The 18,388-nt window shown below is 40.4% G+C and carries 12 protein-coding genes; 7 read left to right on the top strand and 5 right to left on the bottom strand.

All coding sequences use genetic code 11. From position 1 onward, the window contains the following. Positions 1-8: 8 nt before the first annotated feature. On the bottom strand, positions 9-1,481 hold the full coding sequence (locus IQE94_RS01575; RefSeq protein ID WP_223342569.1) for a glycosyltransferase family 39 protein: 1,473 nt from the start codon (positions 1,479-1,481) through the stop codon (positions 9-11). Positions 1,482-1,836: 355 nt separating this feature from the next. Between IQE94_RS01575 and thrC the strand changes: the two genes are divergently transcribed. Both thrC and IQE94_RS01565 read left to right on the top strand, forming a co-directional pair. Then, complete coding sequence (gene thrC, locus IQE94_RS01570; RefSeq protein ID WP_223342568.1) at positions 1,837-3,138, top strand: threonine synthase; 1,302 nt, start codon at positions 1,837-1,839, stop codon at positions 3,136-3,138. Positions 3,139-3,651: 513 nt separating this feature from the next. Further along, a complete protein-coding gene (locus IQE94_RS01565) occupies positions 3,652-4,761 on the top strand; it encodes an RNA polymerase sigma factor, RpoD/SigA family (protein WP_223342567.1) in 1,110 nt (369 codons plus the stop codon). 14 nt (positions 4,762-4,775) lie between these two features. Here IQE94_RS01565 and IQE94_RS01560 read toward each other — a convergent pair whose 3' ends face one another. Further along, a complete protein-coding gene (locus IQE94_RS01560) occupies positions 4,776-5,771 on the bottom strand; it encodes a pentapeptide repeat-containing protein (RefSeq protein WP_212715698.1) in 996 nt (331 codons plus the stop codon). Between the two features lie 221 nt (positions 5,772-5,992). On the opposite strand from IQE94_RS01560, the gene IQE94_RS01555 reads away from it, so the two are divergent. The 5 genes from IQE94_RS01555 to IQE94_RS01535 all read left to right on the top strand — a co-directional run bounded on the left by IQE94_RS01555 (position 5,993) and on the right by IQE94_RS01535 (position 10,958). After that, the gene (locus tag IQE94_RS01555) at positions 5,993-7,327 is read left to right on the top strand and encodes a class I SAM-dependent methyltransferase (RefSeq protein WP_223342566.1); all 1,335 of its coding nucleotides are present in this window, start codon (positions 5,993-5,995) and stop codon (positions 7,325-7,327) included. Between the two features lie 80 nt (positions 7,328-7,407). After that, entirely contained in the window at positions 7,408-8,712 is a 1,305-nt protein-coding gene (locus tag IQE94_RS01550; protein ID WP_223342565.1) for a class I SAM-dependent methyltransferase, read from the top strand. 97 nt (positions 8,713-8,809) lie between these two features. After that, a complete protein-coding gene (locus tag IQE94_RS01545; RefSeq protein WP_223342564.1) occupies positions 8,810-9,271 on the top strand; it encodes a type IV pilin protein in 462 nt (153 codons plus the stop codon). Between the two features lie 258 nt (positions 9,272-9,529). Further along, complete coding sequence (locus IQE94_RS01540) at positions 9,530-10,108, top strand: type IV pilin protein (protein WP_223342563.1); 579 nt, start codon at positions 9,530-9,532, stop codon at positions 10,106-10,108. A gap of 34 nt (positions 10,109-10,142) precedes the next feature. Further along, positions 10,143-10,958, top strand: a complete 816-nt coding sequence (locus tag IQE94_RS01535) for a hypothetical protein (protein ID WP_223342562.1) — start codon at positions 10,143-10,145, stop codon at positions 10,956-10,958. A gap of 21 nt (positions 10,959-10,979) precedes the next feature. On the opposite strand, the gene IQE94_RS01530 is transcribed toward IQE94_RS01535, so the two are convergent. From IQE94_RS01530 to IQE94_RS01520, 3 genes are read right to left on the bottom strand one after another with little or no spacing between them, the layout of a single operon-like run. Continuing rightward, complete coding sequence (locus IQE94_RS01530; RefSeq protein WP_223342561.1) at positions 10,980-13,427, bottom strand: tetratricopeptide repeat protein; 2,448 nt, start codon at positions 13,425-13,427, stop codon at positions 10,980-10,982. A 2-nt stretch (positions 13,428-13,429) separates the two neighbouring features. Next, complete coding sequence (locus tag IQE94_RS01525; protein WP_223342560.1) at positions 13,430-15,913, bottom strand: CDC27 family protein; 2,484 nt, start codon at positions 15,911-15,913, stop codon at positions 13,430-13,432. 2 nt (positions 15,914-15,915) lie between these two features. Next, positions 15,916-18,384, bottom strand: coding sequence for a tetratricopeptide repeat protein (locus IQE94_RS01520; protein ID WP_223342559.1), 2,469 nt, complete (start codon positions 18,382-18,384; stop codon positions 15,916-15,918). Between the last annotated feature and the right edge of the window lie 4 nt (positions 18,385-18,388).

Below are 18,388 nucleotides of genomic sequence, written 5' to 3'. Positions count from 1 at the left end.
TCTTGCCATTAATTTGCTTCAGAAAACAGGGTATAAGCACTATATTCATAAACTTGATTTAGCTTTGATGCAATTTCCGGCGGAAATTCTTTAATATCATCCGTTCTGATGACAAAATAATTGCGGCGACCATCTTCTAGTAAAGGCGAAATTTCGTGCATTTCCACCTGTTGGGCTTTACCTCCAGAATAAAACTCCGCTGAATAGGGTCGGTTGAAAACATAAAACAATTGACAGTTTGATTCCTGTCCTAATTCCCCACAGGATTGCTGATATTGAATAACAATGTATTTTTGGGAATTTTTATTGGCTACATTCACCACCACTGGCAAAGCAAAGAAAAATAGTAAGGGAATTAATAGCCCAGTGGAGACAACATATTTATTGATTTGCTTATCTGGCCAAAATAAATAAAATAACTCACCTAATAGCAGAGCAAATGCTGGTAACCCCGGCAACACATAAGTCCATAAAATATTGGCGGATGGGGTAAAGAAAAGCATCGGAGCCAGAGCCCACAACAGCAGGTAGCTAAGCCATTCCTGGTCTGAGGTCGGTAAAGTTAGCTTAGTTTGTTTGACTTTAACTTGCCAGATTATTTTGCCTACTAATCCCAACGTTAGCAATGACCAGGGGAATGCGGCTAGCAGCCAATACACCCAGATCATGCCGTAGGGATGGGCGTGGCCACTGCCGTATAGATCTCCCTCCCAACCTTTTTCGACAAATCTTTTCCAATGTTCCCCCACAATGAAATAATCCAAAAAGCCAGGGGTTTTAGCTTCCGCCAGCAAATACCAAGGCACCGCTATCAATGCTGTTAATAAAATGCCTTCAATCCAAGGTAATTGATCCCAAACCCTAGGTAAATTTCTCTGCCAAATTGTCCAAATAGTTAGGGGTAGAAAAACTAACACAACCCCGATGGGTCCCTTGGCTAATAAACCGATCGCCAGCCCCACAAAAAATAAATATCCCCACAGGCGAACCGCATTAGGCTCAGACCGGTAAGCTTGCCAAAAACCCACCATGGATAGGGTAGTTCCCAACACTAAAGCCGGATCTGTCATTACTGCCCCACTACTGACAAAAAAGCCCAGGGTGGTAATCAGAATCATCGTGCTAACTAAAGCGTAGTTAATTCCCTTGCTTTTTGCCAACAAATAAACTAAGTAACTGGCCAATAAAATTGGCAGAAAAGAAGATAGCCTCGCCGCAAACTCGTTAACACTAAAAACTTTGAATGACGCCGCTGTCAACCAGGTAGACAGGGGTGGTTTGCCCCAAAAAGGTACGCCATAGTCGATCTGGGGCGTAATCCAGTCGCCGGTTTCTGCCATTTTGCGGCCAATTTCTGCGTAGCGGGCTTCGGTTCTGTCCGCTACGGCGTAGAGGCCAAGGGTCAAAACCCGAATAAAAATCGTCAGGTAGATGATCACCGAGATAAACCGACGCTGGGAATTCAACCAAGTTAGTTTCATTAATTTCTCTGGGTTTTTAGAGGGGGTCTGCAAAGCTCCTGGCCTCGGTGCTGGCAGGATTTGGCTCAAAATTGCCCAGCCTTACCGGAGTTTTCCCATGGGATAAGTGGGGAGGAAGCCTCAAGCTTTACAAACATTTGCCTAGGAGCCAACCAAAGTTACGGGGCTTAACTCCATGGGAGAAAAACCGACCTATTTTAGCTCGCTCCCTACCCATTCTCCCCATCAATGCGGGGCAAAGAAGTCCCATTTTGGTGCAAAAAGACTAAACCCGATAAAAATAGTCGGGATTAATTGACGCCCATTTTGCCCCGTGTTAGCATGCCGAAAGATTAATGAAATTAGGACTTTACCCATGACCACTGCCACCAAGACGGCCCCGGAATTCATCTCTGCCTGCACCAAACTGGTTTCTAAGGAAGGGAATACCGAATATCCCCTCAAAGCGCTACATATCTGTGAAGAAACCTTTGCTCCCCTGGAAGTGGCCTACGACTATGATTTAATTCGCCGCCACGTCACCCGGGAAACCATTGAAGCGGGCCCCAATTCCATCTGGCGCTACCGTGCCTTTTTGCCCGTCACCGGCAAAGATGTGATTGATGTGGGCACTGGCATGACCCCTTTGGTTAAGTCCCATCGTTTAGCCCGTCGCCTGGGACTGAAAAATCTTTACATTAAAAACGACGCAGTCAACATGCCCACCTTGAGCTTCAAGGACCGGGTGGTTTCCGTTGCCCTCACCAGGGCCCGGGAATTAGGCTTTACCACCGTTTCCTGTGCTAGCACCGGCAATTTGGCCAACTCCACTGCGGCGATCGCCGCCCATGCCGGTTTGGACTGCTGTGTGTTTATCCCAGCGGATTTGGAAGCGGGCAAAATTTTGGGGACGTTGATTTACAATCCCACCCTGATGGCGGTGAAGGGTAACTACGACCAGGTCAATCGTCTGTGCTGTGAAGTGGGCAACAGCTACGGTTGGGGCTTTGTGAACATCAATCTGCGGCCCTACTACTCCGAAGGTTCCAAAACCCTGGGCTTTGAAGTGGCGGAACAATTGGGCTGGAAGTTGCCGGATCACATTGTCGCCCCCCTAGCTTCCGGTTCCCTGTTCACCAAAATCCACAAGGGCTTCCAAGAATTTGTCAAAGTCGGTTTGGTGGACGATAAGCCGGTGCGCTTCAGTGGTGCCCAAGCAGAAGGTTGTTCCCCTATTGCCACCGCTTTCCAAGAGGGCCGGGACTTTGTTAAGCCGGTCAAACCTAACACCATCGCCAAATCCATTGCTATTGGTAATCCCGCCGACGGAGTTTACGCCCTGGACATTGCCCGTAAAACCAATGGCAACATTGAAAGCGTCAACGATGCAGAAATTATTGAAGGGATCAAACTATTGGCAGAAACAGAAGGCATCTTCACAGAAACCGCTGGCGGTACCACTGTGGCCGTGCTGAAAAAACTAGTGGAAGCGGGCAAAATTGATCCCGAAGAAACTACGGTGGTCTACATCACCGGCAATGGCTTAAAAACCCAGGAAGCGGTGCAAAGCCACGTAGGGGAACCCCTCACCATCGACGCTAACCTGGATAGCTTTGAGCGGGCCCTGGAGCGCTCCCGCACTTTGGAACGCTTGGAATGGCAACAGGTTTTGGTGTAGATCCTGGCAGGAAACTAAGGTTACTGACTGATTTGATTGGATTCAATTAGTTAATTGCCGTATTTTTCCCACTAATTTTCATTAATCGTTCCTTTTAGGAAATTGTCCGCTGTGGTTCCACCAGGGCGGATTTTTTGTGCAATTTTAACGCCGATCGCCTTGAAATTAGGGAAAGCTGACAAAATGGGGATCGAATCAACTTTGTATCACGAATTACACTGCCGTTAAAATTTAGCGATATTTTGGACAGATAGATATTAAAAAAAACTAAAGTTTTGCCATTTTTGGAAAATTAATGACACAATCTAGCCACGGGGACTGGTATTTGGTTCTGGAACACGACTACCGCAGTGCGCATAGCTGAAAGTGGAGAACCTTAACCGATGGGGGGCCTGCCCAAATAAGGCTCTAGCCGATTAGATAATTTCTGGTTGTTTTCTATTTCCTTGGGTGGCTTAGTTATTGCCATCCGTTTCTCATTCTTGATTGTTTCCGTTTAGTTTTTTCCAACCTATGAGCGATATGTCTTCCCTTTCCACCCCCAACACCAGTGCCGTTGACCAAGTTGAAGCTTTGGATAATCTCGTTGATGGCCAGGCGATCGCCAACGATGATTCCCCCGCCATTGAGGTCACCTTAGCGGCAGGCCAGCAAGGGAGTTTTAATAAGGCAGTCAGTGAAGACACCGTGGGGGCTTTTTTCAAAGAAATGGCTCGCTATCCCCTCCTCAGTGCCACCGAAGAAGTGGAATTGGCCAGACAGATCCGACTTTTGGTCAACGCAGAAGACATTAGACAACAACTTACCCAACAATTGGAGCGAACGCCTTCCCTCCAGGAGTGGGGCCAGGCCCTGGAATTTACCCAGGTCAGACAGTTTGAAATTTGGCTCTACCAACTGCGGGCCGCCAAACGGCGCATGATCCGCTCCAATCTCCGCTTAGTGGTCTCCATTGCCAAGCGTTATCTCAACCGGGGTGTCCCCTTCCTCGACCTGATCCAAGAAGGGGCGATCGGTCTGAACCGAGCCGCAGAAAAGTTTGATCCCGATAAAGGTTATAAATTTTCCACTTATGCCTACTGGTGGATCCGCCAGGCCATCACCCGCACCATTGCCAATGATGCCCGCACCATTCGCTTGCCCATCCATGTGGTGGAAAAGCTCAACAAAATCAAGAAAGCTCAACGTAGTCTCAAGCAAGAATTGAAGCGCAATCCCAACGAAGGGGAATTGGCCGCCGCTCTGGAGATTACCCCCACCCAACTAAGGCAACTACTGCAACTACGTCGTCAATCCCTGTCCCTCAACCACCGGGTGGGCAAAGGAGAGGATACAGAGTTGGTAGATTTGTTGGAAGATCAACAACTGCAGTTGCCCGAGGATTTGATGAATGAGTCTATGCTGCGGCGGGAAATTGTCGAAGTATTGGCAGAAGTACTAACGGAACGGGAAATGGAAGTGATTTGTTTGCGTTACGGCATCGCTAGCCACCAAAGCTACACCCTAGAGGAAGTGGGCAATATGTTTAATCTTTCCCGGGAAAGGGTGAGACAAATCCAGAGCAAAGCCATGCGAAAACTCCGCCGTCCCCAGGTGGCTCGTCGCCTCAAAGGTTGGTTATAGACACCGGAACATTGCTAGTGGTGACGCACCTGGCCGTCGGGCATAGTCGCCCCTTGGAAATCTGCCCCGACCATGTTGGCACTCATCAGATCTGCCCGCATCAAGTTGGCATTGGTGAAGTTAGCCTCCGTCAGGTTAGCCCTGGCAAAAAATGCTTCAATTAGTTCCGTTTCCTGTAGGTTAGCTCTGGTCAAGTTAGCTCGGCTCAAATCGGCACTATTCATGCGGGTAAAGCTCAAATTAGCCCCCGTGAGATTAGTCCGGTTTAAATTAATATGGGTCATGATCGCCCCCTGGCAATTCACTTCTACCATTTCTGCTTCAGAAATCTGGGCTCGCATCAAATTGGCATTTTGTAAATCGGCGCTATTTAATTTTGCCCCTGATAATTTGGCGTCGGTCAGTAAAGCTCCTTTTAAGTTGGCGTGGCTGAGGTCAGCCTTGCGTAGATCCGCATCCCTCAAATTGGCTTCCTTCAAATTGGCATAGCTTAAATCTGCCCGGCTTAAATCTACTCCCTTCATGTTGGCCCCCTGGAGATCGGCCCGACCGAGGATGGCCGCCTGGAGATTGGTATAGTAACCTTTTTTCTCTTGGCGCATGTTAGCTCCCCGCAGGCAAGCTCCGGTGAGGGTGGCCCCACTTAAATCGGCCCCCCGTAAATCTACCCCAATTAAATTGGTATCTTGGAGGGTGGCCAGGGTCATATCGCTGTCCCGCAGGATGGCCCCCTGGAGCAGGGCCCCGTGGAAATTGGCGCTGCGTAGATCGGCCCCAGCCAAATCTGCCTGGTTTAAACTAGCCCCACTGAGGTTGGCCGCCACCAAGTTGGCCTGACCTAGATTGGCCCGGTTGAGGTAACAAAAAAGCAGGTTGGCCCCCCGCAAATCCGCTTCGTTGAGCACAATACCGATCAAATCGGCGGCTTCTAGATTAATCCCCGGCAATTTTAGCCCCGTAAATAAAGTTTCGCCGTTGCGATAGCGCTGGACCAATTCCTTGGCTTCCATAAATTTTAAGAGGGGGAAAATCAAATCAACTCTCTAATCATCTTAGGTTATGGAAGAATGGTTCGGAGTTAGTTTTGGGAATGAAGTTTTGGAAGCCAGGACAAATTTTCCCGGGCAAGTAGAAATGGTTAAAAACCAGTTGACTACGCAGAGTAGATTATTGGGTACGCTGAAGACTATGCTTTTCTTTGATCCTAGGCTAGCAAAATCCTGGAGTGTGTATGGCCGGCAATGGTGACCGCAATTATCTGGACAAAACTTTACAACAGTTTGAGAGTTACCCCTATCCAGATATTCCCATTGAAGATCCACTGAATAAAGATGTGGAACAGCTTTATAAAAGTAGCTTGGTTACTGCTCGTTACCGCCGGGACAAAAAAATTATTACAGATCTGGAAGATTGTGCCATCTTAGATGTGGCCTGTGGTACCGGAGCTACTACTCTACAATTGGCCTGGGCTAACCCAGGAGCCAAGATCGTCGGGGTAGATATTTCACCAGAGTCGGTCAAAATTGCAGAAAAGCGGCTGAGATACCACGGTTTTGAGAATACTGAGTTCCATGTGTTGGCGATCGCCGACTTGAACGAACTAAATCAAAAGTTCGACTTGATTAATGCCAGTGACGTTCTCTATCTGCTTCCGAATTTGGCCTTGACCTTAAAACAGTTAGCACAGGTATTGCAACCTGATGGCGTCCTTCGGGGCAATTTACACAGTTACTATCAGAGGTTTAACTATTATCGGGCTCAAACTCTATTTCAAAGAATGGGACTAATGGAGGACAACCCAGAAGAAACGGAGTTGGGTATTGCTAGAGGGTTTTATGCGGCCCTCAGAGATGAAGTTAATTTGAAGGCAACCACTTGGTCTTCTGACCAGGAGAAAATAGACAATGACCAATGGATTTTAATGAATCATTTGTTTCAAAATGATAAGGGCTATACATTGCCGGAGCTATTTGATGCCCTGGCGCAATCAGACCTGGCACTCGTGGACATGGTGGATTGGCAAAAATGGGATTGGCGTAAATTATTCAAAGAACCAGATAATCTACCAGCCTACCTAGCCATGGGCTTGGAAAATGCTGATCGAGAGGAACAACTTTGTTTTTATGAGCTGGTCCAGCCAGATAAAAGATTGCTGGATTTTTGGTGTAGCCATCCTCTCCCATCAAAAAAAGACTTCAGCGAGTATTGGCTGGAACGACCACTGGAAGAAATAATCGTCCACTTGCACCCTCGTGTTGAAAATTTTGCCCCTTTCCGTCAAGCAATTCTTGACCAAGGAAAGCTCATGCCTCTGAACTTATCCCATTGCTTTCCCTTCATTGGTCAGGATTCCTGGTTGGATAGGACTTTACTCACTACCCTTTACGCTCCTTTGTTGGAGTCGTCTCAAACTCTGGAAAGTTTAGTGTCTCGTTTTTTACGGATTCGTCCTTTCTACCCCGCGGATTTGACCCCCGTTAGAGCGGATGAAGCAACGAAATTAATGATCGGAATGATAGCCGAACAGGAAGAGTGGGGCCTTTTAATGCTGGAAGCAGAGGGCTGAAGCAAAAAAGTAAAACATGCAGATTTTTGAAGATTTTTGAGTAGTCTAAAGGAAAGGTTTGTTGATCAGGAGTCTAGTCCATGCTGGTAAAAGAATTTTTGGCGCAATTACCAACGTTGTTTGACAACTGGGGCATGGAGACAATGCAGCCGAAGCAAGGAGAATGGGGTCAGATTGTAGATCGGGTTGTCCAGCAACATACGTCCAATTTTTATGCCCTAGTGGATGCGGCCTGTGGTTACCTAGAGCCGGGGGAGGTGTTTTGTGAGATTGGCTGTTTGGCGGGGGGCAATCTGGTAGCCGGTTTGCAAAATAATCCAGAGGTGCTAGCCTACGCCATTGATCTATATTCTCCCGATGGGGATGAGGTTGAGCAAAAAACTGGGTTTTTGCAAGGAAACCTGACTCATTTTGACGTGTTAGACCGGGTTTGCTTTGCCCATATCGGTGTGGATGAATTTTTTGAGGATTTAAGGAATACGGAATCGGCTGATCAGTTTGGGGTTTACATCTATAGTTTTGTGCCGGATTATCGGCAGGCGCTAATCAGTTTATTTTTGGTGCGGCCTTGGTTAGCAAAGCAAGCGGTTATGGTGATTAACAATAGCCAAACGCCCCCGGTTCAGCAGGCGATCAATGATTTTTTAGCAGCGGAACCCGCCGCGAAGGTGTTGTTGGATTGGCAGATGGCTGACCATGGGGTTTTTGGCAGTCAAGGGTTAGCGATTTTGGTTTGGGATGCGGATAACCAAGTATCTGAGATTAATCCGTTGATTGTTGGGGCGGTAGCCATGGAAACATCGGCAGATAAATTTGCGAAGCTTTTGGCGAAATCAACGAAGAAGAAGGTGCTCCATGTGGGCTGTGGCCCTTATAATCCCAATGCTTTGCCACCAGACTTACGAACAGAGAACTGGCAGGAGATTCGTTTGGATATTGATCCGAAGATGCAACCGGATATTTTGGGGACAATTACTGATTTGAGCGCAGTTCCTGATAATTCGGTAGATGCGGTATATTCTTCCCATAATTTGGAGCATATTTACGATTATGAAGTGCCGTTAGCCTTGGCAGAGTTTAAGCGAGTGTTGAAGCCTGGAGGGTTAACTTGGTTAGTAGTTCCTGATATGCAGTTGGCGGCGGAATGGGTTGTGAAGGGGGATATGGACGATCAGCCATTGTATACTTCCCCGGCAGGCCCGGTTCGAGCGCTGTGGATGTTTTATGGAATGGGGACTTCTATTCCCGGAACGCCTTATATGGCGCATAAAACTGGCTTTACAGCGTCAGGGTTACGGGGGCGCTTAACAGTGGCTGGTTTTCGATCAGTGGAGGTATGGCGAGGAAATTTTAATATATATGCCAAAGGATATAAAAAAATTTAGTTGGGATGATAAGCAAATGAGGAGACTTGGGTAGGTTACATCTAGAAGGGTTCCGACCAGTTATTTTAGTTCCCCCTACAGAAGGAAGAAGACCATCATGACCAGCAATTTTAAATTTAAACTCCTCTCCCACCTCACTCAGAAAAAAGGAGAAAAAGGTTTTACCCTGATTGAACTATTAGTAGTAGTTATTATTATTGGTGTATTGGCTGCTATTGCCTTGCCCAATCTCTTGAACCAAGTAGGTAAAGCCCGGATGTCTGAGGGGAAAAGTACCTTAGGTGCCATTAATCGTGGCCAACAGGTGTATCGAACTGAGAATCCAACATTTGCAAGCAACTTAACCTCTCTAGATACAAAAGTGCCGACAACCGGAAAGTTTTTTAGCTATTCGGCTGCAAGTGCCACCAGTACCGGCGTTGTAAACACTGCATCAGCTCTTTCTGCTGAGGGTGATAACACAACATCCATTACTACTACCATCACTTATACACCAACTGATGGCACTTTCACCTTAACTAACTCTGCTCAAACTGCTAATAAGTCTGGTGGCTGGTAGTACTTCGCTCTAGTGTATATTGTAGGCGGGGTTAAACTATTAAAGCATTTTTGTTCTAATAGTTTGGCCCTTTCATTTGATTTTTTTGATCTTAATCTTGTGGGATACATCCCTCACAACTTGCTCCGATATGTAAAACAATGCCCTTCGGACATTGTTAAACGGAGGCAAGCCATAGAGTTTGCGAGGTGAAGCGACGTGATACCTGTGGCTTGCCGCGGGTAGGTTCATTTAGGGTTCTCCTATAAAACTGGCTCAATGGCATTTGGCAACAAAAGTATTTTTGATTCCCTCCACCATAGCTTGTATAAAGGAGGTTTGCTGGTTATGATAGATCCGAAGACTATACTTAGAAAGGTTTTTTTTTCGCCGGGGATGTCATCAGCCCAAGGTTTTACGCTACTTGAACTTTTAGTAGTTGTCATTATAACCAGTATTTTGACATCGATTGCCCTTCCTAGTATGTTTAGGCACGTAGGTAAAGCCCGTGAAGTTGAAGCAAAAGAAGGATTGAGCGTGTTCGGATTTGCCCAGCAGGGTTATCATTTTGAGAATAGAACTTTTGCCAGTAGTTATACAGATATGGGAGTAGCTCTTACTCCCAAATACTATCAGTTTAGCGTTCAAAGCTCTACTCCAACCGCAACAATAAGTAATGCGGTACCAGAGAACCTCGGCAATGATCCGTATCGAGCTTACTCAATGGGGGTATATTATGAACCACAAAATGGAGTTTTTACCATAATACTTTGTCAAAGTCCCTATGGTAATGTAATTAGTCAGGCTCCCTCTTCTTCCGGTGGTAGTTGTAGCAATGGTGGTGTTAATATCCAATAGGTGAGGTTTAGATTCGATGTTAAGGGTTAAGGAAATGATGGATCAACTTTCATTTTCGAGTATGTCTGGCAATTTCAAAAAAATTTTTCGTAATTGTGCTCTTATCGTTGTTAGTATTTCAGGTATCATCTATCTCCAGTCTCTGAACCTTACGGGAAAGGCACAGCCCACTGCCTCCCAAGACTATGCTGTAAATCTAGAAGACGAAAGGTTAAAATTGACTGCGCTTGGTAAGGCTCCATCCCTTGGTTTTAATAATATAATTGCCGATTGGTTGTATTTGCAATTCATTCAGTACTTTGGGGATAATGAAGCTAGGGAAATGTCAGGCTATGGCTTAGTTGTAGATTATTTTGAGCAAATTATCTACAAAGATCCATTATTTACTAATGCTATTGCCAGGCTTGACGTAGCAACGTCCTTATTTGCAGGGGAACCCCAAGCAAGTGTTAATTTTCTATCTAGTGCTCTGCACAAACAGCCAAATAAATTTAAATCTCTTATTCCCCCCTACTATTTATGGCGAGCTAAAGGTAATAATGAACTTCTATTTCTTGGAGATACAGAAGCGGCAAAGGAGTCTTACATTAATTCCATTAAGTCCGCCCAGAGTTATGATACAGAAGACAGTAAACACATTGCAGAAATCAGCAAAAGCTCAATCAAATTTCTCCAAACAAACCCCGACAGCAAATTTGCTCGTATTAGTGCTTGGGTTAACGTTTTGAGTAATAATCCTGATCCGAAAACAGTTAAAAAAGTTACAGAAGAAATTAGGGCTCTAGGGGGAAAAGTAGAAGTTCTAGCAAGTGGTGCGATACAGGTAAAACTACCAGAAAAAGATAACTAGCTTCTTGACAAATACGACTGATTATAGATTATAGTTTTCAGCGACTGCATCTAGAAAAAAATGTTCTAAGCCAGCGATGCAACTCTTGTCTTCAAAAATACGATGTTTGTTAGTTCTTATTTTATTCTTAATTTCTTGTCTCCAAGACTGATCCAACCCCAAACGTATGGCAATTTCAATATATTTCTCTTGACTAGAGGCAATAGTTTCAGTAACACCGAGCATTTTTAAGATTGCATAGGAGTGACGGGCTCGCATTAATTCACCAGGAAAAGTAACAACGGGCAATTCTTGGGAAATGGCTTCTTTTGTAGTAAATCCTCCTGACCAACTCAAGCAATCTAAAAAAATATCTGACAATTGTGTAACTCTACTAAAATCTGATTTATTTAGTCTAGGTAAAAATAAACAATGTGACTCATAGTTCAAATAAAATTTAGCAAATGCTAAACTAAGGCGATTCTTAAATGCCTTAGTAACAACAGTACTATGATCTGATTCAATAAAGACAAATTTGAGTTTTTGATTATGTTGGGCAATAGACGGAAAAATATAGTCATGCTTAGGAAGATACTTAAATAGGCTTTGACAACACCAATAAACAATCGAATCTTCATCTATTCCATAATCACAACGTTTTTTTTCTGTTTTTTGCCATTTCTTTTCACTAATGGCAAAAGCAAGGTTGGGAAGACGAATCAATTTTTCAGAATAATGTTCCTCTCCATTGACCGGCTCCATTAAATCACTGGATAAAAAGTAGTCTATATACGGACTGCCGGAAGTAACGGGATGGGCCCAGGTTGTACATTGAACTGGGGCTAGCCGTAGACAAGATAGGGGGCCAACTCTAGCGGAAACCGCAATCTCAGGCATGACCAGAATATCAAGTTGATCTGAGTCTATTTGCTGACATAAATCAATCAAATTATCATTCATACCCAAATACCACATTTGCTGACTATAGTGTTTAAACTTATCTCTTGTCAGATCAGATTGCTCTGGGTCAATTTTAGAAAGATCATATGTATAAAAATCAAATTTGTTCTTATCGGAGTATTGAAGCCAAGCGATGTAAAGCTGTCCGAGACCATCTAGGTGTTGAGAAACAAAGCCAACGCGAATTTTTCTATCACTTATATCAGAGCTTATATTTTTTGTCTTACACCATTGAGGGTAAGCTATCTTGAGAATTGAGTGGAGATAGGTTGAATATTTTATTTGAATAATTAGATCATTTTGACCCTGATAAGCCAAATAAAAACTATTATTTTTATTTATTCCAGCAAATGCTTCGTTTGCTTCGTCTAAGGTTTTGGGTAAATATTTTTCTAATAACTCACTCAACAATGAGCTATAACGATGACGATAAAATTGAATATCTTCACTTTTTTCAAAGACCACAGGCAAAATTGATTGATTGAAAACTCTAAGAGATAGATTTTTTGGAAATATTGCTAAAGATTCTTCTATGAATTGAACAGCTTTGGTTGTTTGGTTTGTCCTAACATAGGACTGGCCTAAGTTTAAGCATAGATCTATGTCACGTGTTGCATCCATTAAATATTCTTCAAAATATTTAATGGCTTGATCATAATTATCAAGGGCATAATCAACATATCCTAGATAAAGGGCAGCTTTAGGGTATTTTTTTGTTTTATAAATTTCTTCGACATAATTTCTGATAGAGGGTTGCCCTATTTTATGAGATTTTTTCAGAAGACTTTGATAACAGTCTAAAGCACCATCAAAGTCTTTTTGCCTATAGTGTAATTTGCCAAGTTTAACATAGGCATCAAGAAAATTCGAATCGATATTAATTGTTTGAATATAAGCTTCTATGGCAAGAGGATAATTTTGTTGTCTTTCTAAAATTATTCCTAGACCATAAAAATTATTAGCAGAAGGATCAATTTCTAAAGCTCGTCGTATCGCATTTTCTGCTTTTAAGTAGTCTTCTAAATGATAGTGACATAGAGAAATAGCGTGCCAAGCAAAACTATGATTTGGATTTAAACTTAATATATCTAAATAAACAATAATTGCCTTTTTATATTCTCCCTTAAGTCCATAGGCTGTTGCTAATTCATATAAAGAATCTACTAGTTTTGATAAAATTTTATGGTTTTCATAATCAGGATAAACAGTTGTAATATTTTCATAAATAATTTTCGCATTGCCTAGTTTTTCTTCTGCAATATTTTCTTGGACTTTAATTTCTAAAAAATTTATTAATTCAGCTAACCATTGCTCGGCTTCTTCTAAATTTCCCTGTAAAAATATTGATAACCAAATTTCTTGAGCTAATTCATCATTCTCTTTTAACAAATAAACCAAGCCTAAATGCCAGTAGTAAGCTAGCTCTTCTTGATTCTCCTCAATACAGTTTTCTAAGATGGTAATTGCCTTACCATAGTCTTCTCGATCTATTAATAAATTTATTTTCTTCAGTTTTTCTTGGTCTATCATTTTTACAAGTCTCCACTATTTTTTTTCATTTTAAAATATTTCTGTACAGCTTCTTCTAAAAAACTTTCTAAACCTCTGACACACTCTTGATCATCAAAGAGGCGATGTTTATTTTCTGCCATTTTATCATGAATTGATTGTCGCCACTCGTGATCTAATCCTAAACGCACTGCAATTTCAATATATTCTGTTTCTGTTTCAGCAATTGTTTCTGTAACACCAATCCTTTTTAACATGCCATAGGATTGCCTCCCTCTCATTAATTCTCCTGGGCAAGTTACGATTGGTAGACCACAGGCAATCGCATCATGGGAAGTCACTCCACCAGACCACCCAAAGGTATCTAAAAATACATCGGATAATTGCTGAACAATTAAATAGTCATTAAAGGATAAAGTGGGAGAAAAAGTGCAAAAATCTACAAGCTTCAACCCAAACCTATTGAAGGCTCCATTCAACCGTTTCTTAAATTTTTCTGTGATAGCTGAACCAAGGAAACCATCAAAAAATACAAACTGAGCTGATGGATTACCTTGGGCGATGGAAGGAAAAATATAATCATATTGGGGCAAATATTTGGGCATATTTTGACAACAAAGATAGACAGTAGCATCATTTCGAAGTCCAAAATCTGAACGTTTTTTGTCAAAAGTCCGAAGAGGAAGACGTTCAAAAGCAAAACCGAGATTGGGAAGGCGCACTAAAATCTCAGAATAATGTTCTTCTCCATTAGATGGTTCCATTAAATAACTTGATAAAAAATAATCTATAGTAGGACTACCCGAGGTAATAGGGTGAGCCCAGGATGTGCATTGAATAGGAGCTAAACGCAGGCAAGATAGATTGATAGAAATAAGTTCTACAGTTATTTCTGGAAAGATCAAAATATCAAGATTATCAGCTAATATATTGGGACAAATATCATCAATACAACTGGGAAGGAACTGAAAATAATCACTGTTTTCTTTAAAATTGTCTCTAAATTCTAGTTTTTCTAATTTGACATTTGCATCATATCCAGAGATATCATAAACATAGGTTTGAAATTTATTTTTATCCAAATATTTTAACCAACCAAAATACAACCTTCCTAAACCATGGAGGCGAGAAGAAACAAAGCCAATACGAATTTTTCTTTGACGAATATCATCCTTTATCGATATTGGTTGACACCAATCAGGATAAATTTGCTTCAAAGAAGAATGTAAAAAAGTAGCATATTCTTTTTGTAGAGCAAGATCGTTCTTTCCCTGAAATCCCAAAAAGTAATTAGATGTTGTCTCAATAGTTTTAAATTTCTGTTGACTAACATCATCAAAAAGTATATTAGATTTCATGACATTAGCTAATTTTTCTAATTTTTGAGTAAATCTTTGTCGATAAAAGCTTACTTCTTCAATGTCACTATAAATAATAGGTAAAATTGATTGATCTAATCTAACTAAGGCTGGGTGATTAGGAAATAGTTTTAGTGCTTTTTCAACCAAACTAATAGCTGCTTGGGGTTGATCATTCAAAATATAGCATTTACCAAGGGCTAGATAAACATCAAGCTCATCAGTACTTGTTATCAAGAATTCTTCAAAATAAGGAATAGCTTCTTTATTTTGATAACTTAAATATGCGGAGTATCCAAGATTAAATACGACCAACTGATTATTTCCTAACTTTTCATGGATATTTGCAATTTTTTTTAAAATAGGGGGGATTAGAGAACCAAAGGCAATACTAAGGGCTACCTGATAAAAATTGAGAGCTGTATCTATATTTTCTTGTTTAAAATGAATGTCACCCATGCTAATATAAGCATCAATGAATCTTCGATTTCTTTTTATGGCTTCATTATGAGCTTCAAGTGCTAATACATTATTTTGAGTTTTCTGTAAAATTAGCCCTAATACGTGATAATTTTGATCAAAATAGTTATCTAATTTTATTGCTCTTCGTATGGCATATTCTGCTTCAGGAAATTTTTCTAAATAATAGTAGCATAAAGCGAGAGCATGCCAAGAATTAGTATGGTTAGGATTTAAGTTTAAGACCTCTAAGTAAATATTTACAGCATCATTGTATTCTTGGTTAAAACTATGGTCTGAGGCTAGTAAAGCTAAATTTTCAACTAAATTATTTAATAATTCAATGTTTTTATATTCAGGTTGAATTACGGCAATATTTTCATAAACAACTATTGCATTTCCTAATTTCCTTTTTGCAATATTTTCTTTAACTTTATTTTCTAGAAAGTCGACTAATTGTGCTGCCCACTGCTCAGATTCTTCTAAACTACCCTGCAAAAATATTGAAAACCAGATTTCATAAGCCAATTGCTCATTCTCATTTAACAAATAAGTCAAACCTAAATACCAGTAAAAAAATAGTTCTTCTTGATTTTCCTCAATACAATTTTCCAGGGCAACTATTATCTCATCGTAGTTTTCTTGATCCAATAATAAATTTATTTTTTTTATTTTTTCTTGATCTATCATTTTTATAAATCTCCATTAATTTTTTTCATTTTAGAATATTTCCGTACGGCTTCCTCAAAAAAAGTTTCTAAACCTCTGACACACTCTTGATCATCAAAGAGACGATGTTTATTTTTCGCCATTTTATCGCAAATTGATTGTCGCCACTCGTGATCTAATCCTAAACGCACTGCAATCTCAATATATTCTGTTTCTGTTTCAGCAATTGTTTCTGTAACACCAAGCATTTTCAAGATTGCATAAGAGTGCCTTCCCCTCATAAATTCACCTGGGCAGGTCACCACAGGTAAATCACAGGTTATGGCATCTTTTGTCGTAAATCCCCCAGACCAACTCAGACAATCTAAAAATATATCTGATAATTGATTAAGTTGGAGATAGGTCGGTTCGTCTGAGCGAGGTAAAAAAACACAATAGTCTTGGTAATGTAAACCGTAGTCTCGAAAAACTTTATCTAACCTTTCTTGAAATTTTTCGGTAACGGTCTTACCTTGTGCTGGATCTAAGAAAACAAATTGAAATAGTTTACTTTGAGAGGCAATAGCCGCAAAAATGTAGTCATGTTGAGGTAAATATTTAAACAATGACTGAGAGCATAAATAAATTATTGCTTCTTCCCTTGAATGAAAATCAGAACGCTTTTTATCTAACTGTGGAGGTGGACTATATTGTAGTGGAAAACCTAAATTAGGAAGTCGTACTAGCTTCTCAGAATAATGTTCGTCGCCGTTTACAGGCTCCATCAAATTACTGGAAAGAAAATAATCAATCGTTGGGCTTCCTGATGTAACCGGATGAGCCCAAGTTGTACACTGTATTGGCGCAAGCCTTAAGCAAGAAATAATTTCAAAAACAGGATCTATACCTATTTCAGGAATAATCAAAATTTGTATTTTATCTGAAGCAATTTTCTCAGATAAGTCATGCAAGTTTGGCACATCAAAAATAACCTGATAGCCGTTGCTATATTTCTTAATATCTTTTTGATATCTAGATAGTTGGTTATCACTTTTTCCCGATAAATCATAAACATAAACTTCAAACTTTTCTTTGTTGCAATACTTTATCCAGCCTAAGTATAGTCTGCCTAGAGCATGTAAACGTAGTGAAATATAACCGATGTGTATCTTTTGATTTACAGTAACGTTATTTAATGATTTTATTTTGCAAAGGTCTGGACAAATTTTTTTAGCAATGGTGCAAACATATTTAGCATACTTTCTTTTTAGATATAGATCATTTAAGCCCTGGTAAGGAAGGCGGAAGTTTGTTATCAATCCTAACGTTTTAATCGCTTCTTGTTTATCTTTTTTTGTTTCAATTTTTGTTTCCTTAATCAAATGATCAAGTAATGATGTAAAACGCTGACGATAATCAATTATTTCCTCTTGATTCTTATATAATATAGGTAGTATGGATTGATTTAATCTCTTGAGAATTAAAGAGTCAGGAAAATCCGATAAACCTTTTTCAACTGAGTATATTGCCTTTGCTGTTTCATCTATGTTTAAATAGGATTGAGTAAGTTTTAAATAAAATTCTATATCTCCTGTCTTCTCCAATAAATAATACTTTTCAAAATTTTCAATAGATAATTGATAATTATGTTTGATATAACTTAAATTTCCCAAGTGAAAATAAGACTTCGCTTCATCTCCAATTAATTTATATATCGAACTAAGTTTTTGTAGAATTAAGACATTTTGAGGAAATAGTTTGAGGGCTTTTTCATAAATAATAATTGCTTTATTAAAATCTTCTTGATTGCAGTGCAAATTTGCTAAAGATAGATAGGCATTTAAAAAATAATGATCAAGGTTAATTGCTTGACCGTAAGCTTTTATGGCAAGGATATAATTTTTTTGCTTCTCCACAATCATCCCTAGTCCATAAAAATTATTAGCAGAAGGATCAATTCTTAATACTTTTTTTATTGAATTTTCAGCTTCGAGATAATCTTCTAGATAGTAAAAGCATAAAGAAAGAGAATACCAACTAGGGCCATGGTAAGAATCTAGATTCAGTATGTCAGAATAAACAATAATCGCCTTCTCATATTCTTCTTTAATTCCATAGGTTGTTGCCAATTGATATAAAAAATTTATTAAATTTGATAATAATTGAAGATTTTTGTACTCCGGCCTAATCATATTTATACTTTCATAAATAATTTTGGCATTACCCAATCGATTTTTTACCATATTTTCTTTGACTTTAGATTCCAAAAAATTGATTAATTCAGCCGTCCACTCTTCAACTTCTTCTAAGGTTCCTTGAAATAATACGGAGAGCCAAATTTCTTGAGCTAACTCTTCATTTTCTCGTAATACATAAATCAAACCCAGATACCAATAATAAGTTAATCCTTCCGGATTATGTTCTATATGATCTTCTAGAAGCACTATAACTTGATCATAGCTTTCTTGAGTGATTAGGGCTTCTATTTGTTCTATTTGTTCTGAAGTCGCCATTATT

The sequence above is a fragment of the Synechocystis sp. PCC 7339 genome (assembly GCF_019924095.1).
Lineage (GTDB): Bacteria > Cyanobacteriota > Cyanobacteriia > Cyanobacteriales > Microcystaceae > Synechocystis.
This window is presented reverse-complemented; position numbering and strand designations above follow the sequence as displayed.

Bases quoted from the DNA above. Each gene is read 5' to 3' on its own strand.
- IQE94_RS01575 (WP_223342569.1), bottom strand. From the start codon at position 1,481: ATGAAACTAACTTGGTTGAATTCCCAGCGTCGGTTTATCTCGGTGATC.
- thrC (WP_223342568.1), top strand. From the start codon at position 1,837: ATGACCACTGCCACCAAGACGGCCCCGGAATTCATCTCTGCCTGCACC.
- IQE94_RS01565 (WP_223342567.1), top strand. From the start codon at position 3,652: ATGAGCGATATGTCTTCCCTTTCCACCCCCAACACCAGTGCCGTTGAC.
- IQE94_RS01560 (WP_212715698.1), bottom strand. From the start codon at position 5,771: ATGGAAGCCAAGGAATTGGTCCAGCGCTATCGCAACGGCGAAACTTTA.
- IQE94_RS01555 (WP_223342566.1), top strand. From the start codon at position 5,993: ATGGCCGGCAATGGTGACCGCAATTATCTGGACAAAACTTTACAACAG.
- IQE94_RS01550 (WP_223342565.1), top strand. From the start codon at position 7,408: ATGCTGGTAAAAGAATTTTTGGCGCAATTACCAACGTTGTTTGACAAC.
- IQE94_RS01545 (WP_223342564.1), top strand. From the start codon at position 8,810: ATGACCAGCAATTTTAAATTTAAACTCCTCTCCCACCTCACTCAGAAA.
- IQE94_RS01540 (WP_223342563.1), top strand. From the start codon at position 9,530: ATGGCATTTGGCAACAAAAGTATTTTTGATTCCCTCCACCATAGCTTG.
- IQE94_RS01535 (WP_223342562.1), top strand. From the start codon at position 10,143: ATGATGGATCAACTTTCATTTTCGAGTATGTCTGGCAATTTCAAAAAA.
- IQE94_RS01530 (WP_223342561.1), bottom strand. From the start codon at position 13,427: ATGATAGACCAAGAAAAACTGAAGAAAATAAATTTATTAATAGATCGA.
- IQE94_RS01525 (WP_223342560.1), bottom strand. From the start codon at position 15,913: ATGATAGATCAAGAAAAAATAAAAAAAATAAATTTATTATTGGATCAA.
- IQE94_RS01520 (WP_223342559.1), bottom strand. From the start codon at position 18,384: ATGGCGACTTCAGAACAAATAGAACAAATAGAAGCCCTAATCACTCAA.